The following is a 23,536-nucleotide window of genomic DNA, read 5'->3' as shown; positions in this document are numbered from 1 at the left end:
GCGGGGTGGCGAGCGGACGATTCACCGCGCTGCCCTTGGTGGTGCGCGAACTCGAGGTGCTGAGGGTGACCGAGCGGGGTCCGCGGATGCGTCGAGTCACCGTCGGCGGCCCGGAACTCGGCGCCTTCGATCGGGATGGCCTGGCGTTGCCCGCGTTCACCAGTCTGGCCTTCGACGACCACGTCAAGTTTGTGCTCGCGCCCGACGGCGACATCGCCGAAGCGCTCCCGCTGCAACGGGAGAACGGGATCGAGTGGCCCACCTCACAGGTGCGGGTCACCCGGGACTACACACCGGTGCAGGTGGATCCGGTGGCCGGTGAGGTGAGCTTCGACTTCGTGTTGCACAGCGGTGACGGTGCACGCGGCGACGGTTCCGCGGCGGGGCCGGCCGAGCGCTGGGCGGCCGCGGCGCGACCGGGCCACACGCTGTGGGCGGTGGGGCCGAAGTCGTCGACCATCGTGCCGGATGACGCCGAGTGGACGCTGCTCGTCGGCGACGAGACGGGGATCCCGGCCATCGAGAGGTTCCTGCTGGAGCGTCCGGTCGACGGACCGGTGACGGTGGTGCTGGCGGTTGCGGAGGCTGCTGCGACGCCGGAACTGCCGCTGGCACAAGCGGATTCGCTCGTCACCGTGGTGGCCGAGCCCGGTGACCCGCACGCCTTGGGCGAGGCTGTGTGCGCGCTGCCGCGACCCGTCGGCACCGGTTACGTGTGGGCCGGAGCGGAGAGTCGTGCGCTGCTGCCGGTACGCAAGCGGGTGACGCGGGACTGGGGGATCGCCAAGTCGCATGTGAATATCACCGGCTACTGGCACCGGACGGCCGGGGCCGCGGAGCACGCAGGCGGGGTGGACCAAGACCGTCATCGCGCGGCGGGGCGCCTCCTGCCCGTGCTGGCCGGCGTGGTGCACTCGCCGGTGTCGTGGTTCGCGGTGCGGATCGCGCTGCGCAGCGGGCTGCTGCGCCGCTTGGAATCCGGACCGATCCGGATGCGTGCGCTCGCCGAGCGGCTGGGGGTCGGTATCGAACAGCTCGGACCGCTCATCGAGCTGCTCGCCGCCGCGGACGTCGTCGGCCTCGAGGACGGCGCGGTGTCGCTCACCCCCGACGGGGAACTGCTCATCGACGACGAGCACGTGGCGGAGCTGTTCGACGGCGCCCGGGCCGACCAGGTGATGCTGTTGGCGGATCTGGAGCAGGCGCTGGGTGCGGACACGTCGAACTGGGCGCGGCACCGCGGTGCGAGCTTCTGGGCTCAGGCCGCCGAGGACCCGGCCGAGTATCGCGAGCTGATGGAGGCGGCTGGACGCCTGGCGTTTCTGGTTCCGGCGCTCAAGACGGTGCCCGCGGTGGCCGGTTCCGGCCCGGTGACGGTGGTGGGACCGGGGGCGGCGGTGTTGGCCACGGCGCTGGCCGGCGAGGGCCGCGCGATACGTATCGTGGAACCCCGTTCGGTGCTCCCCGCGCTCGCTGCGGACGTGGCGGCGTCCGAGGTGGAGATCACCGACGTCTGGGCCCGGGGCCGCGACACCGTGGTGCTCGGGGGCCTGGCGCTGGCGGCCCGCGACGACGCCGAGGCCTTCGCTTACCTCTCCGAACTCCGCCACACCGCGTCGACCGTGGTCCTGGCGGAGGCGACCGGGACCGACGCGCTGGGCCCGGACGCCCTCGAACAGGCGCTGCTGCGGGTGGCCGTGTGCGGTGCGCGACCGCGGACGCGGGACGATCTTCGTCGCCTCGCCGCCCGGGCCGGCTGGTCGGTCGACGAGGTGTGGCCGCTGGGCTGGGGCGTCGAGGCGATCTCCCTGACACACGCCCCTCGGTGACGCTGCGCCGGGTCGCCTGGTTCGTCGTGGCCTGCCTGATTTTGGTGGCGGTGACCGTGGTCAGCGTCGCGGTCGGATCGGCGCCGCTGCCGCTGGGCACCGTGTGGTCGGCGTTGACCGCACCGGACGGCTCGATCGATCACAACACGATCCTCCAGCTGCGTCTGCCGCGGACGGTGCTCGGGCTGCTGGTAGGTGCGGCGTTGGGCGTCGGCGGGGCGCTGATGCAGGCGCTCACCCGCAATCCGTTGGCCGACCCGGGACTGTTGGGGGTCAATGCCGGAGCGGCGCTGGCGGTGGCCGCGGGGGTCGCATTCTTCGGTGTGACACAGATCGGGCAGTATCTGCCACTCAGCCTGGCGGGCGCGGTGCTCGGTGCGATTCTGGTGGCGGCGATCGCCGCACGGGCGCCCGGCGGCGCCACCGGACTGCGGCTGACGCTGGTGGGTGTGGCCGTGACCGCGGTGTTCAACGGCATCGCGATGGGTTTGTCGCTGCTGAGCCCGCTCTATTTCGACAGAATGCGGTTCTGGGGTGTGGGCAGCATCGCCGACCGGCCGGAAGGCACCGTGGCCGCGGTCGCGCCGCTCATCGTCGTGGGTCTGGTGTTGTCGCTGCTGAGCGGTCGTGCACTGAACACCTTGGCACTGGGCGAGGAGATGGCAGTGGCGATGGGCACGCGCGTGGCCGCCACGCGCCTGACCGGGGTGCTGGGACTGGTCTTGATGTGCGGGGCCGCCACGGCCGCGGCTGGACCGATCGCTTTCATCGGTCTGATGATTCCGCATGCGGTGCGCTTGGCGGCGGGCGTCGATCAGCGGTGGGTGATGGCCTTCGCGGTGGTGCTGGGGCCGGCGCTGCTGCTGACTGCCGACATTCTCGGGCGCCTGGTGATCTGGCCCGACGAGCTCTCCGTGGGGGTGATGACGCCGTTGCTGGGTGCTCCGGTGCTGATCTGGCTGGTGCGTCGTGTGGGGACCGACCGGTGAGCGCCCAGCGCATCCTGGCGATGGGCGCGGTCAGCGTACGCTACCGGCCCCGCGCGGTGGCGATGAACCTGTTGGTCGGTGTCGGGGCGGCGGTTTGCGTGCTGCTGGCGCTGCTGTTGGGCGAGCACGGTCTGTCGCTCGGCGACGTGGTTCACGGGCTCGTCGGCACCGGCGGCAAGCGAGTGGAGCTGACCTTCGACCGGCGGATCCGCCGGGCGCTGGCAGCGGTGGTATTCGGGGCGTGCCTCGGGATCAGCGGCATGATCTTCCAGTCGTTGACGCGTAATCCGTTGGGCAGCCCGGATGTGATCGGGCTGAACTCGGGCGCTTACACCGGCGTGGTCGCGGTGCTGGTGTTCGGCACTCCCGGCTATGCCGCGCTGGTCCTCGGTGCCGTCGGCGGTTCGCTGGCGGCCGCCGCCGTGGTCTTCGCGCTCTCCTATCGCGGCGGCGTGGACGGATTTCGCTTGATCATCGTCGGCATCGCGGTAAGCGCGGTCCTGACGTCACTCAATCAATGGTTCTCGGTGAAGGCCGACCTCGACGATGCGATGCACGCGGCGATCTGGGGCGCGGGGTCGTTGAACACGGTCGGATGGGCGCCGCTGGTGTGGGCCGTCGCAGCCGCTGTGGTGCTGCTGCCGACGTTGCCGGTGGCGAGTTTCCGGATCCGCCAGCTGGAGTTGGGTGACGACGCCGCGACGGCGCTCGGCGTGCGGGTCGATCGCACCCGGGTGCTGTTGATCGTCGTCGGTGCGGGCTACACCGCCGTGGTCACCGCGATCGCCGGACCGATCGCCTTCGTGGCGCTGGCGGCGCCGCAGATCGCACGGCGGCTGCAGGGGCCCGGGGCCCCGCTCACCGTCGCCGGGTCCGCGCTGATGGGTGCGCTGTTGCTGAGCGGGGCGGATCTGGTGGCGCAGTACATGTTTGCCGATGTGCGGCTGCCGGTCGGGGCGGTGACCGTGGTCCTGGGCGGCCTCTACTTGATCTGGCTGCTGATGCGGGAGAACGCGCGTCGGTGAGCGTCCCGGTGGGGGACTATTCTTGGCAGGCCGCAGATGCCGACCTCGTCGACTCTGCGACAGTGGGGTCGGCGCGGACCGTGCGACCGGTGTGGAGATGGAGAGTGCGATGACGACGACGGAGACCGCCTCTGGGCAACGGTCGGCGATGCGGGAGTTGACGATTCGGGCGGTGGTGCTCGGTGGTCTGATCACGCTGGTCTTCACCGCCGCCAACGTCTACCTCGGTCTGAAGGTGGGACTGACGTTCGCCACCGCCATCCCGGCCGCCGTGATCTCGATGTCGATCCTGCGGTACTTCGCGAACCACTCGATCGTCGAGAACAACATCGTTCAGACCATCGCGTCGGCGGCCGGCACGCTCTCGGCCATCATCTTCGTGCTGCCCGGCCTGATCATGATCGGTTGGTGGACCGGCTTCCCGTACTGGGAGACCGTCGCCGTCTGCGCGATCGGCGGCCTGCTCGGTGTCATGTATTCGATTCCGCTGCGTCGAACATTGGTGACCGGCTCGGACCTGCCCTATCCGGAGGGCGTGGCCGCCGCCGAGGTGCTCAAGGTGGGCGACAGCGAGACGGGCGCCGAAGAGAATCGCGGCGGCATGCGGATGATTATCACCGGTTCGCTCGTCGCGGCCGGCTTCTCGCTGCTGGCGTCGTTGAAGGTCCTCAGCAACTCGGTGGCCGGTGCGTTCAAGGTCGGCAGCGGCGCCACTATGTACGGCGCGAGCCTGTCGATGGCGCTGATCGGTGTGGGCCACCTGGTCGGTGTGAGCGTCGGCGTGGCGATGCTGGTGGGCCTGGTGATCTCCTACGGGATCCTGCTGCCGCAGCAGTCGTGGAACAACCTGGGCGACGGCGACCTGCTCGCAGGCGTCAGTGCGCTGTTCTCGTCCGACGTGCGCTTCATCGGGGCCGGCGCCATCGCGGTGGCCGCGGTCTGGACCCTGCTGACGCTGGTGCTGCCGATCGCTCGGGGCATCACCGAATCGCTGCGGAGCGCGCGCAAGCGCAAGAGCGGCGTCGACGTCGACATCACCGAGCGCGATATCCCGTTCCAGTGGGTGGTGATCTCGGTCTTCGTGGCGATGATCCCGATCGCGTGGCTGCTGTGGGACTTCCTGCGCGGAACCCCGCTCGCGGGCAACAGTGCCGGGATGATCGCGGTGAGTGTGATCTTCGTGCTGCTCATCGGACTCGTGGTGGCCGCGGTGTGTGGCTACATGGCCGGTCTGATCGGATCGTCGAATAGCCCGATCTCCGGCGTCGGCATCGTCGTCGTGCTGCTGGCCGCACTCCTGCTGAAGCTGACCCACGGCTCCGAGGATGCGCTGGCGATGACCGCGTACACACTGTTCACAGCCGCCGTGGTGTTCGGCGTCGCGACCATCTCCAACGACAACCTGCAGGACCTCAAGACCGGCCAGCTGGTCGGTGCGACGCCGTGGAAGCAGCAGGTGGCCCTCATCATCGGCGTGTGCTTCGGCGCCGTGATCATCCCGCCGGTGCTGGGGCTGATGAACACCGCGTTCGGTTTCGCCGGTGCCCCCGGCGCCAAGGCCGACGCCCTGGCGGCCCCGCAGGCGGCGTTGATGTCGTCGTTGGCGGAGGGCATCTTCGGCGACGAACTGGACTGGGGCCTGCTCGGTCTCGGCGCGGTGATCGGTGCCGTGGTGATCGTGCTCGACGAGGTCCTCAAGCGCACCACCAAGAGCCTCCGCGTCCCGCCGCTCGCGGTCGGCATGGGCATGTACCTGCCGATGGCCGTGACGCTGATCATCCCGATCGGTGCGTTCATCGGCCGCGCCTACGACAAGTGGGCCGAACGCGACGTGACCGATGCGGCGCGCCGCAAGCGTCTCGGCGTCCTGATGGCGACCGGCCTGATCGTCGGTGAGAGCCTGTACGGCGTGATCTTCGCCGGCATCGTCGCCGCCAGCGGCAAGGACGAGCCGCTGCAGTTGCCGTTCATCCCGGACGGGTACGGCAACTGGGCACAGCTGGTCGGCGTGATCGTCTTCGCGGCGCTGGTGGTCTGGCTGTACCGGAAGACGCGCAGCGTCGCCTCCGCGCCGTACGATGGTCCGCCGGTCAAGTCGGTGCTCTGAAACAGGTACCCCGGACATGACTGACGGCCCGACCGGCAGTGCCGGTCAGGCTGTCAGCAGTAGGTCCAGGATCGCCTCGGCGCCCGATTCGTGGGCCGACGCGTCCTGATCCGGATCGGGCGGCGGAATGTCGGTCAGATCGACGATCCGCAGCGGCGACGGGCGGGGCCGTTCCAGCGGTCGCGTCGTCGGTTCGGCGAGGCCGTCGTCATCGGACTCATCGAGTCGGTTGTGCGCACCCGGAACCTGGTGGTGCGGGGCGAGTTTCTCCGGGTGGAAGACGGGATTGATCTGCCAGGGGCCCTCGCGCCCGGCCGGTCGCCAGCCGACGCGCCCGGCATCGGTGGCAGCGGCGCCTGCCGCCGACTGGGCGGGCAGCACGGTGTTCTCCCACTGGCCGCGGTGTCGGCCGCTCCATCGATTGTGGCGGCCGCAGGCGCCGCCCAGATGGTCGATGTCGGTGACGCCGCCCTCGGCCCAGTCGGGCATGTGGTGGATCTCGGTGCGGTGGAACGGGACCGTGCAGCCGGGGCCGGTGCAGCCTCGGTCCCGGCCGAACAGCGCCAGCCGCTGGGCCAGGGACGCGAAGCGATTGCCGCGCCCGAGGTAGAGCACCTGGGACGTGGCGCCGGCGAACACTTCCAGATACGGAACGGCGTGCGCGGCATACTCCACCAGATCGGTGACCGGCAGCCGGGTGCCGGTCGCGGTGAGTGCAACACCGGACTGTCGGGCCAAGTCCTCGTCGGACACGGTGATCACCACCTGCGACGGGATGCGCTCGGGGGCAGGCTGACCGGCCAGCGCCATCGCCCACCGGCAGAGGGCGCGCAGGGCGTCGTGCTGGCGTTGGCCGAAGAGGCGATCGTCGCGCGCCGCAGCGGCGGCGAGCCGGGTGGGATCCAGTCCGGGTTGGTCGGCGGCGCCGCTCGGGGAGTCGGGATCGTCGGGGTTGTTCATTCCGGGCGCGGCCCACTGCGTGAGGACTACCTCGAGGTCGGCGCGGAGGGCCGGGGTCAGCATGGCGCGGACCTTGCTCATCAGCTGCCGGTCCTGCGGCTGCAGCACGAACATCCGTTGGCGCTTGCGTTCTCGATCGTCGGTGAGGGCGCCGTCCGGATCGAGATAGGCCAGCAGTCGGTTGCCGACGGTGATGACGCCCTGCGGATCGAGGCGGCGGGCGGCCTCGGCCAGTGAGGCTTCGGCGCGGACACGGTCCTCGTGGCTCACCGAACTCGGGATGCGGTCCATCACTTGCTCGATCACGGTCACGTGTTCGCGGCCGATCTGGCCCGCGGCCAGTGCGGCGGCCGTCTCGACGAGGCGCGGCTGCAGGCGCTCGCCGGTCATCGAGGTGAAACGGCCGACCGCCTTGGCCGACGAGGAACGGCGCCGTGCTTCGCCGACTCCGAGGCGCAGGCCCTCGGCGTAGAGGTCGTACATGGACGTCGACCCGGCCACCCGGTAGGCGCTGCGGTCGGAGATCTCCACGTAGAGGGCGGTGTCGAAGATCTCGCCCTTGCGGCGGGTGCGCTCCCGAGCCTCGAGTAGGTCGATGAGGACGCCCTCGCGGTGGGCTGCCAAGGCGCTCTGCTGCAGGCGATTCTCTGCGGCTTCCTGGACGGCGAGGAGCTGATCGTCGTGCAAGTCGGCCAGCAGGGCGGCGGCGTCGAAGTTCGCGTCGTGCACGTCGATCACCTCCTTTTCGCAGGTCAAGACAGTTGTCGCTACTTTCACTCTCCACTGTACGCCGAAAAGTGAGTAAAGCAATAGATTTCTCACATATATGTTCGAAGCGAGGAGATGCATTCACCCCGTTGTTGCGAGAGTGGTAGGCAGGACCGGCGGTAGCGGAGGTGTGTCAGCCGAAGAACGGCGAGGCGAGCCAGGCCCATTCGATGCCGACCCAGCCGGCGAACAGGGCGAGTCCGCCGGTGACCCAGAGTGTGGCGAGCACGATTGCGCACGTGCCGATCGCAAGCAGGGCCTGTGCCAGGAGGTTGCCGTCGATGTACTTCCGGTAGACGTCGTTCAGCAGGCCCATGACTGTGTGCCGCAGTTTCGCGGCCCATTCGAGTTCCTGCGACAGGATCAGCAGACCGAGGAAGACGATGGCCCACCCCGGGCCGGGATAGGGGATGGTGACGGCACCGACGGCGGTGACGAGAACACCCACCGTGATCGTGACGTACCGAAGCAGATGTCCGAGCGGGTGGTTGTGTCGGATGTGCTGATAGCGGATGCCGAGGCGCTTGACGTAGCCCGGGGACGAGTCGCCGGCGTCGGGTGACTCGGGGACGTCGGTTGCGTCGCCATCGGGGCTCGGTTCGGCGGGCATGCGGGAGTCGCTTTCGTCAGGTGAAACGGACGGTAGCGCGCAACTGCGCGGCCAGGTTGGGGCCGACGTTCATCGGCCAACGATGCATGATGTACTCGGCCGCCTGGTCCACGGCGAGTTGGCGGGTCGAGTTGCCGATCCGCACCCAGAATTCGCGCGGGGCATTCTTGGACGGCGCGAGGTACACCGGACGCGGCGACGCTGTGACGCTGATCCGGCAGACCTCGCGGGGCCCGTCGGCGGTGGGGAGCGATTCGATGGCGATGTCGGCGCTCGCGGCGGCGTTCTGGCCGAGTCCGGCGGCCACCAGGTCGTTCATCCAGAGTTCGTAGCGGTCGGCGTCGGACGTGCGCAGGGTCTGGTAGTCCGCGTCGAGCCCGAGCGGATTTCCGGCGTCGTCGGCCCCGATGATCAGGGTGCCGCCGTCGGAATTCAGAAATGCCGCAAGGGTTTTGACGATCACTAACTCCATGCGGGGATCCTTCTCCCCGGTCTTGAGGTTGACGCGCGCGGTGGACTTGAACTCCACCCGGTCTGATTCTCCGGCGGCCAGCAGGTCCGGAATGCTCGTCGGTACCGGTCGTTGGAGTCGGGCGGCGAGGGCGCTGTAGAGGCCGATCGCGGCGATCGAGCCGATCAGGCACGCCAGGATGGGGATCGGCGAGACCAGGCGGGTGGCCGAGGTGCCAGCGCCGACGATCAGCAGTCCGACAGCGGACCCGATGATGGCGACGACAATTCCGGTGGACGAGCGCAGATCGGCTCGACTGCCGAGAAGCACCTGAGCCAACTTGCTCAGGACGAGTGCCGCCAGGAGCACCGCCAGCAAACTGAGGCCGATGATCCACAACGGCTCTTTGATCGTCGTCATTACCGCCAATCTACCGGGCCCGTTGACGGTCAGTGCAGGGCGATGGTTCCGCCGGCGGGGGTGTCGGTGGGTCTTCGCCGCCGCCGACACGGTGCACACCGACGCGGAGGAGCGCCGAGGCGGTCGACTAGGCTTCGGATCGGCCCGCTTGCGGGTCTCGGGGGCGATAGCTCAGTTGGTTAGAGCCGCGGACTCATAATCCGCTGGTCCCGGGTTCGAGCCCCGGTCGCCCCACCTTTACAGGTCTGGCCAGAGTGGGTCTTGCCAGCACCAGACCGCCGAGCGTTGTCACAGACTGTCACAACTCACCGGAAAGTCTGCCCGGCGACCTTGAGTGCGTCGCTCTGCGCGTGGACGTACGTCCGCAAGGTGAAAGCGGGGTCGTGATGGCCGAGCCATGCCGCGATGGCGACAGGGGGCACGCCCCGAGCGTGCATCAAGCTGCCACAATTGTGGCGGGCGTCGTGGAGGCGGACATGCTCAATGGCCAGTTCGCTGAGGAGCTTGGCCCAGTGGGCGGTGACCCAGGTCGGAGCGTAGGGGTGGCCCGCCTCATCGCTCGCCACGTACTCGCCGCCCCCGTAGTACGGCCGGATCTGGCCCGTAGAGCTTGTCTAGTAGGTCCGCTGCCTTGGCATCCCATTCGGCAATGCTTGCCCGAGTCGCCTCTCGGAACTCTGCCTCCTGCTCGTCGGTCCAGGCCTCGCCGTACCGGTCGATGAATCCGTCGTAGATCGCCGCCTGCGCCTTCGAGCGCTCGACGATGAACCCGTGCGTGAGTAGGCGCATGCTTCCGACCCTAGCGCGAGCGCGCCCGCGCGAGCTGGCCATCGCCGCTGAGGGCCGCGTCTACGTCGACGGTATGACGGCCGCGGTTCTGCTGCTGCGCGGGTGACTCGTCCTTACTCCGAGGTGTCGGCGGCCGCCGGATCTGGCACATAGAGCTTGTCCAGTAGGTCCGCGGCCTTGATCTTCCATTCGGCAACGCTCGCCTGCGCCGCGGCGCGGAACTCTGCCTCCTGCTCGTCGTTCCAGTCCTCGCCGTACCTGTCGATGAAGTCGTCGTAGATCGCCGAGTGCGCTTTCTGGCGCTCGAATAGGAAGTCCTCGGTCAGTACTCGCATGTTTCCGACCCTAGCGCGAGCGCGCCCGTGCGAGACAGCCATTGTCGAGGGCGATCCGGTGCACCAGCGCCCCCGCTCCAGTGAGGATTCGGGGGCGCTGGTGTGCGGGCGTCGTGTCACGTTGTCACGGGCTTGTCACATCTCGGGCTGTCTCTGGTTGTTCTCTGCTGCGCTGACCAGCGCCGATAGACCGCGATGGCCAACGGGAGACAGTGATTCTGGTACTCATAATCTGCTGGTCCCGGGTTCGAGCCCCGGTGGCCCCACCGTGCAGTCCGCCGTCGCTGTCGCATCCGGGTTGGTGCCGCGGCGCCTTGTCTTGTGTCCCCGGCCGTGGTGGGATGGCTTCCGACACGGGGTGCCGCACCTACTCCGACCCGGAATCCTGCGGCTGAGATGACACCCGTCGAACCTGATCCAGTTAGCACTGGCGAAGGGATGTCAGATCAGCCCTTCGCCGATCCTCGAAAAGGACATTCGGCATGACAACTGCACTTCGTGGTCTCGATGACCAGGTCGTCGTCGTGAGCGGCGGCGCACGCGGCCTCGGCGCCGCCATCTCGCGCGCCTTCCTCGGGCAGGGTGCCCGCGTGGCGATCAACTACCACTCCTCCGGCGCTGCGGCGCACGCACTGGCCGCTGAGTTCGGCCCTCGCGCAGTCGCGGTGGCCGGTGACGTGCGGGACCGGGCCCGGGTCGACGCGGTGATCGCTGCGGCGCAGGAGGCCTTCGGTGCTCCGGTCACCACCGTGGTGAACAATGCGCTGATCGACTTCGCCTTCAACGGAGACGCGCGGGCTCAGGCCGGCGAGATCGGCTACCGCGACTTGGCCGCACAGTTCGAGGGCTCCGTGCAGGGGCCGCTGAACCTCATTCAGGCGGCACTGCCCGGCATGGCCGAGGCCGGTTTCGGGCGAGTGATCAACATTGGTACCAACCTGTTCCAGCATCCGGTGGTCCCGTATCACGACTACACGGCCGCCAAGGCAGCGCTGCTGTCGCTGACCCGCACCTTCGCCGATGACCTCGGACCCCGCGGTATCACCGTGAACATGGTTTCCGGGGGACTGTTGCAGACCACCGACGCCTCCGCGGCGACGCCGCCGGAGGTGTTCGACGCCATCGCCGCGGCCACGCCGTTGGGCGCGGTGACCACGCCGGAGCAACTCGCCGACGCGGTGCTGTTCTTCGCGTCCCCGTGGGCCCGCGGGGTGACCGGACAGAACCTGATCGTCGACGGGGGACTGGTCAAGGGTTAGCGAGAGGCCTCGCGCCCCCTGGACGCTGCCCGCGTCGGCGCGCAGGATGGAGAGGTAAGCCATTCTCCAGGCGCCGACGTGGGAGGTCGCCATGCAGAAGATCGTTCCGAACATCTGGTGCGACGGGAACGCGGAAGAGGTGGCGGCGTTCTACGCGTCGGTCCTGCCGAACACCACCGGTCGCGTGCAGGCGCGCTATCCGAGCGACGGCCTACCGGAGTTTCAGCAGGAGATGGCCGGCAAGCCGCTCACCGTCGAGGTGCTGATCGGCGACTACCAGGTGGTCCTGATCAATGCCGGTCCGGAGTTTCCGCCCAACCCGTCGATCAGCCTGATGCTGAGCTTCGATCCAGCGCAGGATCCGGACGCCGTCGTCGCCCTCGATCGGGTGTGGGCCGGGCTGTCCGACGGCGGCGAGGTCCTCATGGAACTGGGGGAGTATCCCTTCAGTCCCCGCTACGGCTGGGTGCGTGACCGGTACGGCGTCGGGTGGCAGGTGTTCGAATCCCCGGACGGCTCGCCGCCGCGACCCTTCGTGATGCCGTTGCTGCTGTTCGGCGGTGCCGCCCAGAATCAGGCCGGCCCGGCGATAGCGCTGTACACCTGGCTGTTCGACGACGCCGAGGTCGGTGTTCGCGTGGACTATGAGAGCGCGGAGGGGCCGGTGTCGGCGGGTTCGGTGAGGTACGCCGACTTCACCCTCTCCGGAGAATGGCTGGCGGCGATGGATTCGGCGCTGCCGCACGACTTCTCGTTCACCTGCGGAGTCTCCCTCCAGGTGAATTGCGCCGACCAGGCCGAGATCGATCGCTATTGGGAGTCGCTGTCGGCGGTGCCGGAGGCCGAGCAGTGCGGCTGGTGCGCCGATCGGTTCGGGGTGAGCTGGCAGGTGGTGCCCGCCGACCTCGAATCGGCCATGGTCACTCCGGAGGCCTACACCGCGATGATGGGCATGAAGAAGATCGTGATAGCCGACTTCCCCGACTGATCGCTCAGCCGGGGAAGTCGATTCGGTGTGCATCGTCTGGTCAGACGCGGCTGGCTGGCGCGCCTTCCTCGGACTCCGGATCGGGCAGGCTGTCGAAGGCGCTGATCCCGGCGGAGTCGTCGACCCGCTCCAGAAGCTGTCCTTCGGCCAACGACTCGGCCGCGATCTCCTCGGCGACCGACGTCGCCAGCGGCTTCGGCTCGATGAAGAGCAGGGCGATCAGGGCGATCGCCGCCAGCGGAACCAGGAACAGGAAGATCGGCAGCAGGGCCTCGTTGTAGGCGTGGATGATCGGATCGCGCAGCTGATCGGGCAGGCTGTTCACGCCGGCCGGCGTGAGGTGCTTGCGGAAGTCGTCGCTGCTGGCCGCGCCGGCGGCACCGAGATCGGCGCCGCTGCTGGCGAGCTTGTCGGTGAGGATCCCGATCAGGCGCGAGGCGAAGATCGAACCGACCACAGCCGAACCGAGGGTGGCGCCCACCTGGCGGAAGTAGTTGGCCGCGGCCGTCGCCGTGCCGACGATCGCGCCGGGGAACGAGTTCTGCACGATCAGGGTCAGCAACTGCATGGCCAGACCGATGCCGACGCCCAAGACGGCGAGGTACGTGCACATCAGCCACGTCGGATTCTCGACCGTCAGCGTGGACAGCAGGCCCATGCCGATGCCGATCAGGATCGAACCGGCGATCGGGAACAGCTTGTACTTGCCGGTGCGGCTGACCACCTGGCCGGACGCCACCGAGGCGACCAGGAGGCCACCCATCATCGGGATCATCAACAGGCCGGCGACGGTGGCGCTGACGCCAGTGACCATCTGGATGTACGTCGGCATGTAGCCCAGTGCGCCGAACATCGCCACACCGATCATGAGGCCGGCGATGGTCGTCAGCACGAAGTTGCGATCAGAGAACAGCGCCATCGGGATCACCGGGTGCTCGGCGCGCATCTCGGCGAGGCAGAACAGTACGGCGAGAACGACGGTGGCGATGATCAGGCCGATGATCTGCGCTGACGCCCAGTCGTAGGTGGTGCCACCCCAGGTCACGACGAGCACCAGGGCGGTGGTCGCTGCAGCGATCAGGGCCATGCCGAGGTAGTCGAGCTTCGGACGCTCGGCAACGTCCTTCTTCGGTAGCTTCAGGAACACGGTGCATGCGGCGATGGCGAGAATGCCCAAGGGGATGTTCAGCCAGAACGCCCAGCGCCAGCCGGGACCTTCGGTGAGCCAGCCGCCCAGCAGCGGTCCGGCGACGGAGGACACGGCGAACACGGCACCCATCACGCCCATGTAGCGGCCGCGCTCGCGGGCCGGCACGACGTCGGCGATGGCAGCCTGCGACAGGATCATCAATCCGCCGCCGCCGATACCCTGCAGCACGCGCGCAGCGATGAGCACGTCGATGTTCTGGGCGAGGCCGCCGACGATGGAGCCGAGGATGAACAGCCCGATCGCGACCAGGAGGACCGGCTTGCGGCCCAGTAGGTCGCTGATGCGGCCGTACACCGGCATCACGACGGTGCTCGCGAGGATGTAACCGGTGATGACCCAGGTCATCTGGTCGACGCCGTCGAGTTCGCCGACGATGGTCGGCAGCGCCGTGGACAGCACGGTCTGGTTCAGCGATGCGAGGAGCATCGTGACCATCAGGCCGATGAAGAGGAACAGAATGCTGCGGTCGGGCGACTTCTCTTCGGTCGTCGCCGCAGCGGTGGGGGTTCGTGTCATGGAATGTCCTTCAACGCTTCGATGAAGGTCGAGATGGCCTTCTTGATCGCGGCGGGGTCTGGGTTTTCGAGAATGCCGGGGTTGTCGGCGTGGGCGAAGCGGAGAACGGCGCCGGCCAAGAGGAGCAGGGCACGGGCGCTGTCGGCGGTGTTCTCGGACCGGTTCTCCTCGGAGATCCGTTCGGTGAGCACGTTGACCAGCAGTTCCTGGGTGGCGTCGCGGTGCTCGCGCACGCGGTCGAACAGTTCGCTGTTGGCGGCGGCGATGGCGTGCACCTGGGGGCTCGCGGACGAGCCGAGGGAGGCCATGGTCGTCACCGTCAGTTCGAGTGCCTGTCGGAAGCGTTCCTTGCCCGGAGTGTCGCCGTCCGAGGGAGGCAACGCCGGATGCAGGAAGGCCTCGATGGCATGGGCCGGGATCTGCGGTTCGGACAGTCCGAGAACCGCGTCTTCCTTGCACGGGAAGTAGTTGAAGAACGTGCGTCGGGAGATCCCCGCGCGCTCGGCGATGTCGGTGACGGTGGCGGTGGCCAGACCGTCGCGCAGAGTCAGCTCCACCGCCGCCTCGTGGATGCGACGGAAGGTCTCCGCGCGCTTGCGATCGCGGACACCGACGGTGGCGACTTCGGCAGATTCTTGCACCAGTGCATTCTTGCACCAGTGCAAGTTTCTGTCAAACGGTGGTGCCGAACGGCACTGCCGCAGCGTGACGCAGCGGAGTGGGGAGTCGGGCAGGATGAACGGATGAAGTTCGACAAGTCTGCCCGCGTGCTCGACGTCTGCGTCGTTCATCAGCTGCTGCCCGACCCGGGAAAGGTCGGCGTCACGGCGATCGACAAGCGGCCGGTCGAGGGTCCCGTTTCCGTGGGCCCGTACGGGCTGTATGCCGACGTGCAAGCCGACCGCAAGTATCACGGTGGCCTGGACCAGGCGATTTACGCTTATGCGGCCGAGGATGCCGACTACTGGGAGAACGAGTTGGGGCGCCCGACGCCGGCCGGCTGGTACGGCGAGAATCTGCGGGTGGAGGGCGTCGACCTGACCGGTGCTGGCGTGGGGGAGCAGTGGCAGATCGGGGAGAAGCTCGTGGTGGAGGTGACCTCGCCGCGCATTCCGTGCCAGACCTTCGCTCGCCGCGTCGGTGGGGAGGAGGAGCGCGGCTGGGTGAGGCGGTTCATGCAGGCGGGTCGGCCGGGGCTCTATCTCCGCGTCGTAACCCGGGGCGCGGTGGAAGCCGGCGATCCGATCGTCGTCCTCTCGTCCCCGTCGTCATCGCCGACGATCGGCGACGTCTTCGCCCGGCGCAGCTAGCTCCCCGACTAGTTCGGTCGGTGGCCGCGAAGGGTCGCGGCCATCGACGACTGGCCCACGCGCTCTGCGTTCTCCAGCGCGGTGCGACCTGCGGCGTCACGGATGTTCGGATCGGCGCCTGCCTCCAGCAGTGCGGTGACGGTATCCAGGTATCGCTGCGAACCGTCGCCGTAGACGACGGCCTCCTGCAATGCCGTCCAGCCCGGGGTGTTGACGTGATTCACGTCGACCCCGGCGTCGATCAGCATGCGGACCGTCGAGACCGATCCGTGCTCGGCTGCCGGGATCAGCGCGGTGCCGCCGAATCGATTCACGCTGGCCAGGTCGGCGCCGTGATCGAGGGTCATGCGCAGGATCTGGTCGTATCCCTCGGCGCCGGCGTACAGGTAGGCCGAATCCTGCAGGTCGTCCTTGCTGTTCACATCCGCGCCCGCCTCGATCAGTGCGCGCGCGGACTCGACGGCGCGGTTCTTGGTGGCGGTCACCAGCGGCGTTCGGCCCTGCGCGTCTCGGGCCTCGATCACCGCACCGCGCCGGATCAGGTCGCGCACTCGGGTGGCATCGTCGGCCGCCGCTGCGGCCTGCAAGTCGCCGCTGCGGTCCGGGTTCGTCGGGCGAGGCGTGGGGGAGAACTGTGAGGTCGACGGCGGACCGACCGCGCCCTGGGTCGGTGTGGCGGAGGCTCCGGACCCGACGTCGGCACCGCACGCGGTCAGCGCGAGGATCGCGACAGCGGTCGTGGCGACGAGGGCGGTCCGTTCGGTGATGGTGCGCACGGTGGGGCTCGTCAACTGCTCGCACGCAGCGAGAACGCCTTGGTGAGATGGGTCGGTCCCTCGTACGTCGCGATCTCGATGGCGACGGCACGGACCTTGGCGAGATGATCGAGGCCCTCTTTGGCGGAAAGGCTGGGTGTGAAGGTCATCAGCCGCGACCGACCCGGCCGCTGAGGGGCTCGTGCACCAGAATGCTGCCCATGTGGCGTGGGTCGGATGACGTCACAGATGGGCTCCTTTGCTCAGTGTCTCGTGGACACCGTAGGGGTGACCGCCGACAGCCTGGCGTATTCGCGACAAACGTAAAAGCAAAAGACCGCCTGCGTGCAGGCGGTCTTTTTGCTCCCCCAATTGGACTCGAACCAATAACCTGCCGATTAACAGTCGGCTGCTCTGCCAATTGAGCTATGGGGGATTGCTTGCCCGGGCTGAGGAGAACCTCTTTCCGAACCGAGAACAGACTTTATCCCATCGTTCGGATAGTCACAAAACGACTGGTCAGGGCTTCTTATGTGTCCAGATGTCGGTGGAGTTCAGATGCTCCAGCAGCCGTTGGGCGCCGTCGGCGAACTGCAGGCGGATCGCCGCCTCCGCCGCTTTGGGATCCCGGGCCCGATAGGCCTCGATCAGTCGACGGTGACTGTCCAGCGTCGCAGCGCCCCAGCCGGGGTCGGCCGCGTACATCTGGTACGGCGTGTAGCGCGTCGCCGAACGCAGGAACCAGGCCAACTTGCTGCTCGCGCTGATCCGGTTGTGCGCGCGGTGGAAGTCGAACTCGGTCTCCGCGACCGCCGTCGCATCGCCGGAGACGACGGCCTCGCGTAGGCGGTCGACGGCGGCGACGAGGACGTCGATGTCCTCGTCGCCGATCATGCCGGCGGTGCGTCGCGCGATCTTGGCCGCGGCTTCGCCCTGCAGCCAGAAGATGTCCTCGACGTCAGTGCGCGAGAGGTCGGCGACCACGTATCCGCGGTGCGGTGCGCTGTCGACCATCCCCTCGCCGCGCAGCATCAGCAGTGCTTCGCGCACGGGTGTGACACTGACGCCGAGTTCCACGGCGGTCTCGTCCATCCGGATCGGTGTGCCGGGCAGGAGCTCGGCCTTCATGATCTTGTGCCGCAGGATGGACGCGACCTCCTCGGACAGTTGCGGGCGTCGCCGCAGTCCGAGTGGCGTGGAATTAGAGGCCATAGGTCTTTCCGATGATGTCGCGCTGGATCTCGTTGGTGCCGCCGAAGACGGTGGAGATTATCGCGCCGCGCATCAGCCGCTCGGCGTCGAACTCCTTGGCGTAACCGTAGCCGCCCATCATCTGCATGCCGTCGATCGTCATCGCCTTGGACACCTCGGTGGCCTTGAGCTTCACCATCGATGCCTCGCGCGGCATCATCTTGCCCGGGTTGGCGTCGGCGGCCTGCGCGACGGCGTAGACCAGTTCCTTGGTGGCGGCGATCTCGGTGGCGTGGTCGGCCATGCGGTGGCGCAGCGCCTGGAAGCTGCCGATCGGGCGACCGAACTGCTTGCGTTCCTTGATGAACGTGAGTGTGTCGTCGAACGACCGCTCGGCCAGGCCCAGCTGCATGGCGGCCAGGATCAGGCGCTCGGTGTTGAGGCCGGCCATCAGCTGGGTCCAGCCGTTTCCGACCGTGCCGACCACCGCGGCGTCGGGGACGAAGCAGTCGGTGAAGTACAGGTCGTTCACCTCGCGGCCGCCGAGGGTGTCGATCTGATTGATCTTCAGGCCGTCGGTACCGGCCGGGATGTGGAACTGCGTAAGGCCCTCGTGCTTGCCGCCGGAGCTGTCGGTGCGAGCGATCAGCAGGATCGACTTGGCGAAGTGGGCGTTGGAGCACCAGGTCTTCTGGCCGTTGATCTTCCAGCCGCCGTCGACCTTCTCCGCGCGGCAGGTGAGGGCGCCGACGTCGGATCCGGCTTCGGGCTCGGACATCGAGATCGACAGTGCGTCGCCGGCGACGACGCCCGCCAGTACCTCGCGCTTGAGAGCGTCGTCGGCGAACTTCTCGTACGCGGCGGCCGTGATCAGGGTGGGGCCGATGCCGCCGATCGGGGCCTGGCCGCGCACTGACTCCTCGAGGAAGATGCAGAGCTCGACGTTGCCCGCGCCGGCGCCGCCGAACTCCTCGGCCACGTTGATGCCGGCCCAACCGAGTTCGGCCATCTTGCCGTAGAGCTCCTGCGAATGGTTCTCGTCACCGTTGTTGGTCCACTTGTTGCGCTGTTCGCGGGTGCCGGTCTCGCGTTTGCAGAAGTCGGCGACGGACTTGGCAAAGTCGGACTGTTCCGGGGTGAAGACGACCATGGGAGCTCCTCGAGATGGGACGATGTTGTCGTACAACATATATTTAATATCTGACCCAGGCGCAAGGGTTCCGCGGATCCGAGTCCGATGGCCGATACATTGGGCGCCATGTCTTCGAGTTCTGATCCCGACGCCGTTCCCGTCGAGGCCGCTGCTGCGGACGCGTCAACCGACGCGGGGGAGCCGGCCGTGCGCCGGGCGAGCACGTTGACCGCAGCCGAACGCGAGGACCTCCTGGCCGAGAACCGCAGGACTCGTGAGGAGCTGGTCGCCGACCAGTCCCGGGTGCCGGGGAAGGTGGTCGCGCCGGACGGCGGTTCCGGCGGGCGCGCAGTGGTGATCGCCTTGTCGGCATTGGTGGCGGCCCTGCTGATCGCGGTGGGCGTGCTGAGCTACTTCGTCGCGACCGCCGACGAGGGGGACGGACCCGGCACGGACATCGGGACGCAGGCACTCACCGACGCGCGAGAGTATGCGGCGCTCGTGGTGACCTACGCGCCCGGCGAGTTCGCCGACTTGGATCGACGGATTCGGGAGATCTCCACGCCGGAGTTCGCCGACCGATACATCGCGTCGTCCCAGGACGCACGACGCGGCACCGACGAGGCCAAGGCGGCGTCGGTCGGCACCGGTGTCTCGGCCGGTCTGGAGTCGATCGACGACGAGAAAGCCGTGGTGCTGGTGGCCTTGAATCAGAAGATCACCTCGCCGGACCTGCCGAGCGCGGGGGAGGACGGCCTCGCGTATCAGACGCGTGTGCGCGTGACCCTGCAGCGTGACGGTGACCACTGGCTGCTGTCGGATCTCGTCACGCTCTGACGCCGCTAGGCGAGCGGCGTCTGCTGCAGTACCGCGAGGGCCACGGCGGTCGCGGTGGCGGCGTCGGTCGGATGCGTGTGGCAGGTCAGATCGGTGATGACGTCGAGCGCGGCGTGCACCAGGAACCGCGCGGCATTGGGCGGGAGTTCAGGGCGGGCGGCGAGCAACCAGGTGGACCACTCGTCGACGTTGATGCGCTGCTGGCGACGCAGCGCGGCGCGTTGCTCCTCGCCGAGGGCGCCGAAACAGCGCCGATAGGCGGTGACGATCGCCGGCTCGGCGACGCACAGACGCGCGTACTGCTCGGCGAGTCGCACCACCGCTTCGTCGGGCCCGTCGCTCTGCGCGAGGCCGGCGGTGATCGCTGACGTGGTGCGCTCGGACGTGCGCTGCAGGGCGGCGACCAGGATCGCCTGCTTGGACGGGAAGTGGCGGTAGACGCCCGATGGCGGCAGCCCCACGGCGGCGCCGATGTCGTCGATGGTGACGTCGTGGAAACCGCGCTCGGCGAACAACAGCACCGACTCGGTCAGGATGTTCTCCCGGCGTCCGGTGGGAAGCAGGCCCGCGGCCGGTGTCGGCGTCGACGGTGTGTCCGGTAGTTCGGCGTGCGCCGCGGCCAGCGCCGCGTTCCGGATGAGGGGCCCGATCACCTTGCGCGGCAGCGTGGCTCGGTGGTTGGCGGGGCTCGAGGCGATGGCGTAGATCGCATCGGTCAGGGTGTCGGTCTGGTTCTTGGTCAGCTCTGGACGCATCCGCCCGATGAGGTCGCGCGTCCGACGGTGGGATGCGCGCCGTAGGTCGCGGGCGAACGCGCGATCCTCGTCGCTCAAGCTCTGCCACTCCCAGCGGTAGACGTCGCTGTGGCGTCGATGAGCCAGCACGCCGGTCAGGTACGCGTCGATCACCGCCGCCAACTCGGCGTCCGGCGCCTCCGGTTGGGTTGGTACCGCAGCCAGCGCCGCGTGCACCCGGGTGCTCATGTCCCGGGTCACCGCGCCGAGGAGATCGGCCTTGTTGGCGAAGTGGCGGTACAGCGCGGGCGCGGAGACTCCCGCGATCTCGGCGATCTCGGCGAGCTTGGCGCCGTGAAAGCCGTGTTCGCTGAAGCTGATCGTCGCCGCGGCGACGATGTGCTCGCGGCGATCTGGCGGTCGGACCCGGCCGGTGGGCGCGGGTGCCCGAGGTGGCGTCGGGGACATGGAAGGCCATGTTAGCCGAAGGCGCAAGCTCAGATATACGTTCAGTGATCCAGAGTGAAAGACCTGGACAGCGACCCTATCGGCAAAAATAAGTGAATCGCTATTCTCATGAGTTGGATCACAAGCGGTGTTATGGTGTGCGGCAACGACAAGTCCGGCGAGAAGGAAACGATGACGCAGCTCGAGTACGCGGATGGAATCTGGGGCGGGATCGACGAGGCGGGGGTGGCCTGGCTGGAGATCGACCGCCCGGAGGTGCTCAACGCGCTCGACGGCGCCGCATCCGGGCGGATCATCGCCCTGTGCGATGCATGGCGCGCCGATCCGCGAGTGCGGGCGGTGGTGATCTCCGGTCGCGGCGGTGCCTTCTGTGCCGGCGCTGATGTAGCGGGCATGGCCTCCGCTGCGTCCGCCAAGGGCGGTTTCGACGAGGCCGATTCGCGGGCCATCATCGAGAACGGTTCCCGTTTGGTGGGCGCCGTCCGCGCGCTGCCGATGCCGGTGATCGCGGCGATCGACGGTCCCGCGGTGGGGATCGGCGCCTCGCTCGCGGTGGCCGCCGATCTGATCTACGCGAGTGCGCGCAGCTACTTCCTGTTGACGTTCGTCCGGATCGGGCTCATGCCCGACGGTGCCGCCACCGCGACCTTCGCCGCTTCTCTCGGCCGCGCGCGGGCCAACTCGATGGCGCTGCTCGGCGAGAAGCTCTGTGCCACCGAAGCTTTCGAGGTCGGACTGATCAACGGCGTCATCGAGGAGGCGGAAGGTCTGGATGCCGTCGTCGCTCGGGTGACCGCCAAGCTGTGCGCGTCGTCGCCGGAAGCGCTGGCGCTGACCAAGGCCGCCCTCGACGCCGCGACGCTCCCGCAGTACGACGGCGCCATCGATCGGGAGATCGCCGGCCAGACCCGACTGCTGCAATCCCCCCAGTTCCAAGCCGCGATCGCCGCCTTCGCCGCGGCCGGCCGCTGACGCCCACACGGCTGACCCGACCACTGTTCACACCCGACGACCCGATTCCCCGACCGTGCACTGCACATCCGATCAAGGAGACCCCGTGACCAACGCCCTCGGCATCGACCTGAATACCGAACCGACGCGTTCGCGCCGCAACCACTGGAACAACCAGTGCCGTCGCCACGCGCAGATGACGCCGGACAAACCTGCCCTCAAGTTCATGGGTGAGGTGACCACCTGGTCCGAGCTGGATGCGCGCACCCACCGTCTGGCGGCGGCCCTGCGTCGCCGCGGCGTGGGCTTCGGCGACCGCATCCTGGTCCTGATGCTCAACCGCTCGGAATACGTGGAGCTGGTCTTCGCTGCCAACCTGCTCGGCGCGATCCCGGTGCCGGTGAACATCCGGATGGCGCCGCCGGAGATCGGCTTCATCGTGCAGGACTCGGGTTCGACGATGATCGTCACCGAATCGCTCCTCGCGCCGCTGGCCGACGCAGTGGCCGGAATGACGGGCATCGAGAACGTGATCGTGGTCGGCGACACCGACAGCGAGGCGCACCTGCGCTACGAAGAGCTCGTGGCCGAGGACGGCTCGGACCTGCCGGAGCTGGACGTTTCGGAAGACACCGTCGCGCTGATCATGTACACCTCGGGCACCACCGGTAAGCCCAAGGGCGCCATGCTGACCCACCAGAATCTGCAGTCGCAGGGTGCGACGTTGCTGCAGGCCCTGGACACCAAGACCGACGACATCGGCTCCTGCGTGGCCCCGATGTTCCACATCGCGGGTCTGGGCGCGATGACCTCGCTGATCTACATGGGGGCGCAGAGCCTGATTCACCCGCTCGGCGCCTTCGACCCGAACGAGATGCTCGACATGCTCGAAGCCGAGGGCACCACCAGCATCTTCCTCGTGCCCGCGCAGTGGCAGGCCGTCTGCGCCGCGCAGCAGGCGCGGCCGCGCGACCTGAAGCTGCGGGTGATCTCGTGGGGCGCGGCCCCGGCGTCGGACTCGGTGCTGACCGCGATGAACGAGACCTTCCCGGACGCGATGAACGTCGCGGTCTTCGGGCAGACCGAGATGTCACCGGTCACCTGCGTGCTCGACGGTAAGGACGCGCTGCGCAAGATCGGGTCCATCGGCAAGGTGGTGCCCGCGGTGACCGCGCGCATCGTCGATCCGCTCGGGGAGGACGTGGCGCCCGGTGAAGTCGGCGAGATCGTCTACCGCGGCCCCACCATGATGGTCGGCTACTGGCAGAACCCGGAGGGTACCGCCGAGGCCTTCCGGGACGGCTGGTTCCACTCCGGCGACCTGGTGCGCCAGGACGAGGAGGGCTTCCTCTACGTGGTGGACCGCGCCAAGGACATGATCATCTCCGGCGGCGAGAACATCTACTGCTCGGAGGTGGAGAACGTGCTGTTCAGCCACCCGAAGATTCTGGAAGCCGCGATCATCGGCCGTCCGCACGAGAAGTGGGGCGAGGTCCCGGTGGCCGTCGTCGTTCTGGCCGAGGGCGTCGACGAGCTGACGCTAGAGGAGCTCGAGCCCTACCTCAACGACAACCTGGCCCGCTTCAAGCACCCGAAGGACGTCGTGGTCGTCGACGAACTGCCGCGCAACGCCGGCGGCAAGGTGGTCAAGCCGACGTTGCGCGCCGCCTACGGCGGCAAGGACGCCGGCCTGGTCCGCTAGCCACCCGCCCGCCCCGACTCGTCCCACCCGACCCCTCCCGATCTACGCTGCCGTCTGCTCCAGTCACTATGCGACTGGAGCAGACGGCAGCGTCGTCGGCGGAGGGGGTGAGGGGGAGTGACTCGCGGGTAACTGTAACGTGTTTCAATTTTGGCGTCGGGTGACTACTGTCACTGACAGAGTGCGGGGCCACCGCGCGT

At 68.2% G+C, this 23,536-nt stretch carries 23 protein-coding genes, 2 tRNA genes and 1 riboswitch; of the genes, 11 read left to right on the top strand and 14 right to left on the bottom strand.

Going from position 1 to position 23,536, the window contains the following annotated elements; all coding sequences use genetic code 11:
- The first annotated feature begins 5 nt into the window (after positions 1 to 5).
- The 4 genes from ABD989_RS14000 (at position 6) to ABD989_RS13985 (ending at position 5,950) form a co-directional block, all read left to right on the top strand.
- Positions 6 to 1,829, top strand: coding sequence for a siderophore-interacting protein (locus ABD989_RS14000; protein ID WP_345313947.1), 1,824 nt, complete (start codon positions 6 to 8; stop codon positions 1,827 to 1,829).
- The gene (locus ABD989_RS13995) at positions 1,826 to 2,818 is read left to right on the top strand and encodes an iron chelate uptake ABC transporter family permease subunit (RefSeq protein WP_345313946.1); all 993 of its coding nucleotides are present in this window, start codon (positions 1,826 to 1,828) and stop codon (positions 2,816 to 2,818) included. The genes ABD989_RS14000 and ABD989_RS13995 overlap by 4 nt, the downstream gene beginning before the upstream one ends.
- Positions 2,815 to 3,843 (top strand): FecCD family ABC transporter permease, encoded by a 1,029-nt coding sequence (locus tag ABD989_RS13990; protein WP_345313945.1) that lies wholly within the window; start codon positions 2,815 to 2,817, stop codon positions 3,841 to 3,843. Before ABD989_RS13995 ends, ABD989_RS13990 begins: the two co-directional genes overlap by 4 nt.
- 109 nt (positions 3,844 to 3,952) lie before the next feature.
- Positions 3,953 to 5,950: an OPT family oligopeptide transporter gene (locus ABD989_RS13985; RefSeq protein ID WP_246991050.1), complete on the top strand. Its 1,998-nt coding sequence runs from the start codon at positions 3,953 to 3,955 to the stop codon at positions 5,948 to 5,950.
- Between the two features lie 45 nt (positions 5,951 to 5,995).
- Here ABD989_RS13985 and ABD989_RS13980 read toward each other — a convergent pair whose 3' ends face one another.
- The 3 genes from ABD989_RS13980 to ABD989_RS13970 form a co-directional block, all read right to left on the bottom strand.
- Complete coding sequence (locus ABD989_RS13980; protein WP_246991049.1) at positions 5,996 to 7,666, bottom strand: HNH endonuclease signature motif containing protein; 1,671 nt, start codon at positions 7,664 to 7,666, stop codon at positions 5,996 to 5,998.
- A gap of 145 nt (positions 7,667 to 7,811) precedes the next feature.
- On the bottom strand, positions 7,812 to 8,288 hold the full coding sequence (locus ABD989_RS13975) for a PGPGW domain-containing protein (protein ID WP_246991047.1): 477 nt from the start codon (positions 8,286 to 8,288) through the stop codon (positions 7,812 to 7,814).
- 16 nt (positions 8,289 to 8,304) lie between these two features.
- On the bottom strand, positions 8,305 to 9,159 hold the full coding sequence (locus tag ABD989_RS13970; RefSeq protein WP_246991046.1) for an AlbA family DNA-binding domain-containing protein: 855 nt from the start codon (positions 9,157 to 9,159) through the stop codon (positions 8,305 to 8,307).
- A 160-nt stretch (positions 9,160 to 9,319) separates the two neighbouring features.
- Here ABD989_RS13970 and ABD989_RS13965 point away from each other — a divergent pair.
- A tRNA-Ile gene (locus ABD989_RS13965) sits at positions 9,320 to 9,393 on the top strand.
- A gap of 71 nt (positions 9,394 to 9,464) precedes the next feature.
- Here the strand turns inward: ABD989_RS13965 and ABD989_RS13960 are convergent.
- From ABD989_RS13960 to ABD989_RS13950, 3 genes are all read right to left on the bottom strand, one after another.
- Positions 9,465 to 9,725, bottom strand: a complete 261-nt coding sequence (locus ABD989_RS13960; protein ID WP_345313944.1) for a tyrosine-type recombinase/integrase — start codon at positions 9,723 to 9,725, stop codon at positions 9,465 to 9,467.
- The gene (locus tag ABD989_RS13955) at positions 9,712 to 9,948 is read right to left on the bottom strand and encodes a hypothetical protein (protein WP_345313943.1); all 237 of its coding nucleotides are present in this window, start codon (positions 9,946 to 9,948) and stop codon (positions 9,712 to 9,714) included. The genes ABD989_RS13960 and ABD989_RS13955 overlap by 14 nt, the downstream gene beginning before the upstream one ends.
- A gap of 113 nt (positions 9,949 to 10,061) precedes the next feature.
- Complete coding sequence (locus ABD989_RS13950) at positions 10,062 to 10,283, bottom strand: hypothetical protein (protein ID WP_246991042.1); 222 nt, start codon at positions 10,281 to 10,283, stop codon at positions 10,062 to 10,064.
- Between the two features lie 344 nt (positions 10,284 to 10,627).
- Positions 10,628 to 10,739, top strand: a riboswitch (TPP riboswitch).
- A gap of 26 nt (positions 10,740 to 10,765) precedes the next feature.
- Here ABD989_RS13950 and ABD989_RS13945 point away from each other — a divergent pair.
- Entirely contained in the window at positions 10,766 to 11,542 is a 777-nt protein-coding gene (locus tag ABD989_RS13945; RefSeq protein ID WP_246991041.1) for a 3-oxoacyl-ACP reductase, read from the top strand.
- 91 nt (positions 11,543 to 11,633) lie between these two features.
- On the top strand, positions 11,634 to 12,530 hold the full coding sequence (locus tag ABD989_RS13940) for a VOC family protein (protein ID WP_345313942.1): 897 nt from the start codon (positions 11,634 to 11,636) through the stop codon (positions 12,528 to 12,530).
- Between the two features lie 40 nt (positions 12,531 to 12,570).
- Here the strand turns inward: ABD989_RS13940 and ABD989_RS13935 are convergent, their stop codons facing one another.
- Both ABD989_RS13935 and ABD989_RS13930 read right to left on the bottom strand, forming a co-directional pair.
- Entirely contained in the window at positions 12,571 to 14,256 is a 1,686-nt protein-coding gene (locus tag ABD989_RS13935) for an MDR family MFS transporter (protein ID WP_246991039.1), read from the bottom strand.
- Positions 14,253 to 14,897, bottom strand: a complete 645-nt coding sequence (locus ABD989_RS13930; protein WP_246991037.1) for a TetR/AcrR family transcriptional regulator — start codon at positions 14,895 to 14,897, stop codon at positions 14,253 to 14,255. Before ABD989_RS13930 ends, ABD989_RS13935 begins: the two co-directional genes overlap by 4 nt.
- 102 nt (positions 14,898 to 14,999) lie before the next feature.
- On the opposite strand from ABD989_RS13930, the gene ABD989_RS13925 reads away from it, so the two are divergent.
- Positions 15,000 to 15,566 (top strand): MOSC domain-containing protein, encoded by a 567-nt coding sequence (locus ABD989_RS13925; protein ID WP_246991035.1) that lies wholly within the window; start codon positions 15,000 to 15,002, stop codon positions 15,564 to 15,566.
- An 8-nt stretch (positions 15,567 to 15,574) separates the two neighbouring features.
- On the opposite strand, the gene ABD989_RS13920 is transcribed toward ABD989_RS13925, so the two are convergent.
- The 5 genes from ABD989_RS13920 to ABD989_RS13900 all read right to left on the bottom strand — a co-directional run bounded on the left by ABD989_RS13920 (position 15,575) and on the right by ABD989_RS13900 (position 18,662).
- Complete coding sequence (locus tag ABD989_RS13920; protein WP_345313941.1) at positions 15,575 to 16,357, bottom strand: ankyrin repeat domain-containing protein; 783 nt, start codon at positions 16,355 to 16,357, stop codon at positions 15,575 to 15,577.
- Positions 16,354 to 16,491, bottom strand: a complete 138-nt coding sequence (locus ABD989_RS13915; protein WP_246991031.1) for a hypothetical protein — start codon at positions 16,489 to 16,491, stop codon at positions 16,354 to 16,356. The genes ABD989_RS13920 and ABD989_RS13915 overlap by 4 nt, the downstream gene beginning before the upstream one ends.
- 193 nt (positions 16,492 to 16,684) lie before the next feature.
- Positions 16,685 to 16,757: transfer RNA gene (locus ABD989_RS13910), tRNA-Asn, on the bottom strand.
- 83 nt (positions 16,758 to 16,840) lie between these two features.
- Complete coding sequence (locus tag ABD989_RS13905; protein ID WP_246991029.1) at positions 16,841 to 17,533, bottom strand: GntR family transcriptional regulator; 693 nt, start codon at positions 17,531 to 17,533, stop codon at positions 16,841 to 16,843.
- Positions 17,523 to 18,662, bottom strand: coding sequence for an acyl-CoA dehydrogenase family protein (locus ABD989_RS13900; RefSeq protein WP_345313940.1), 1,140 nt, complete (start codon positions 18,660 to 18,662; stop codon positions 17,523 to 17,525). Before ABD989_RS13900 ends, ABD989_RS13905 begins: the two co-directional genes overlap by 11 nt.
- Before the next feature lie 108 nt (positions 18,663 to 18,770).
- Between ABD989_RS13900 and ABD989_RS13895 the strand changes: the two genes are divergently transcribed.
- Complete coding sequence (locus ABD989_RS13895) at positions 18,771 to 19,481, top strand: hypothetical protein (RefSeq protein ID WP_345313939.1); 711 nt, start codon at positions 18,771 to 18,773, stop codon at positions 19,479 to 19,481.
- A 5-nt stretch (positions 19,482 to 19,486) separates the two neighbouring features.
- On the opposite strand, the gene ABD989_RS13890 is transcribed toward ABD989_RS13895, so the two are convergent.
- Entirely contained in the window at positions 19,487 to 20,683 is a 1,197-nt protein-coding gene (locus tag ABD989_RS13890) for a TetR/AcrR family transcriptional regulator (RefSeq protein ID WP_345313938.1), read from the bottom strand.
- Positions 20,684 to 20,854: 171 nt separating this feature from the next.
- Between ABD989_RS13890 and ABD989_RS13885 the strand changes: the two genes are divergently transcribed.
- Both ABD989_RS13885 and fadD5 read left to right on the top strand, forming a co-directional pair.
- Positions 20,855 to 21,655, top strand: coding sequence for an enoyl-CoA hydratase-related protein (locus ABD989_RS13885; RefSeq protein ID WP_345313937.1), 801 nt, complete (start codon positions 20,855 to 20,857; stop codon positions 21,653 to 21,655).
- A gap of 85 nt (positions 21,656 to 21,740) precedes the next feature.
- Positions 21,741 to 23,336 (top strand): fatty-acid--CoA ligase FadD5, encoded by a 1,596-nt coding sequence (gene fadD5, locus ABD989_RS13880; RefSeq protein WP_345313936.1) that lies wholly within the window; start codon positions 21,741 to 21,743, stop codon positions 23,334 to 23,336.
- Positions 23,337 to 23,536 lie beyond the last annotated feature (200 nt).

The organism is Gordonia alkaliphila (assembly GCF_039542465.1).
GTDB lineage: Bacteria > Actinomycetota > Actinomycetes > Mycobacteriales > Mycobacteriaceae > Gordonia > Gordonia alkaliphila.
Note: the sequence above shows the minus strand (reverse complement) of the source record. Positions and strands in the feature narration are given on the sequence as shown.

What these genes read in the sequence shown, in the direction of transcription:
- ABD989_RS13985 (WP_246991050.1), top strand. Translation starts at nt 3,953, where the DNA reads ATGACGACGACGGAGACCGCCTCTGGGCAACGGTCGGCGATGCGGGAG.
- ABD989_RS13975 (WP_246991047.1), bottom strand. Translation starts at nt 8,288, where the DNA reads ATGCCCGCCGAACCGAGCCCCGATGGCGACGCAACCGACGTCCCCGAG.
- ABD989_RS13970 (WP_246991046.1), bottom strand. Translation starts at nt 9,159, where the DNA reads ATGACGACGATCAAAGAGCCGTTGTGGATCATCGGCCTCAGTTTGCTG.
- ABD989_RS13955 (WP_345313943.1), bottom strand. Translation starts at nt 9,948, where the DNA reads ATGCGCCTACTCACGCACGGGTTCATCGTCGAGCGCTCGAAGGCGCAG.
- ABD989_RS13950 (WP_246991042.1), bottom strand. Translation starts at nt 10,283, where the DNA reads ATGCGAGTACTGACCGAGGACTTCCTATTCGAGCGCCAGAAAGCGCAC.
- ABD989_RS13945 (WP_246991041.1), top strand. Translation starts at nt 10,766, where the DNA reads ATGACAACTGCACTTCGTGGTCTCGATGACCAGGTCGTCGTCGTGAGC.
- ABD989_RS13940 (WP_345313942.1), top strand. Translation starts at nt 11,634, where the DNA reads ATGCAGAAGATCGTTCCGAACATCTGGTGCGACGGGAACGCGGAAGAG.
- ABD989_RS13935 (WP_246991039.1), bottom strand. Translation starts at nt 14,256, where the DNA reads ATGACACGAACCCCCACCGCTGCGGCGACGACCGAAGAGAAGTCGCCC.
- ABD989_RS13925 (WP_246991035.1), top strand. Translation starts at nt 15,000, where the DNA reads ATGAAGTTCGACAAGTCTGCCCGCGTGCTCGACGTCTGCGTCGTTCAT.
- ABD989_RS13915 (WP_246991031.1), bottom strand. Translation starts at nt 16,491, where the DNA reads ATGACCTTCACACCCAGCCTTTCCGCCAAAGAGGGCCTCGATCATCTC.
- ABD989_RS13905 (WP_246991029.1), bottom strand. Translation starts at nt 17,533, where the DNA reads ATGGCCTCTAATTCCACGCCACTCGGACTGCGGCGACGCCCGCAACTG.
- ABD989_RS13900 (WP_345313940.1), bottom strand. Translation starts at nt 18,662, where the DNA reads ATGGTCGTCTTCACCCCGGAACAGTCCGACTTTGCCAAGTCCGTCGCC.
- ABD989_RS13895 (WP_345313939.1), top strand. Translation starts at nt 18,771, where the DNA reads ATGTCTTCGAGTTCTGATCCCGACGCCGTTCCCGTCGAGGCCGCTGCT.
- ABD989_RS13890 (WP_345313938.1), bottom strand. Translation starts at nt 20,683, where the DNA reads ATGTCCCCGACGCCACCTCGGGCACCCGCGCCCACCGGCCGGGTCCGA.
- ABD989_RS13885 (WP_345313937.1), top strand. Translation starts at nt 20,855, where the DNA reads ATGACGCAGCTCGAGTACGCGGATGGAATCTGGGGCGGGATCGACGAG.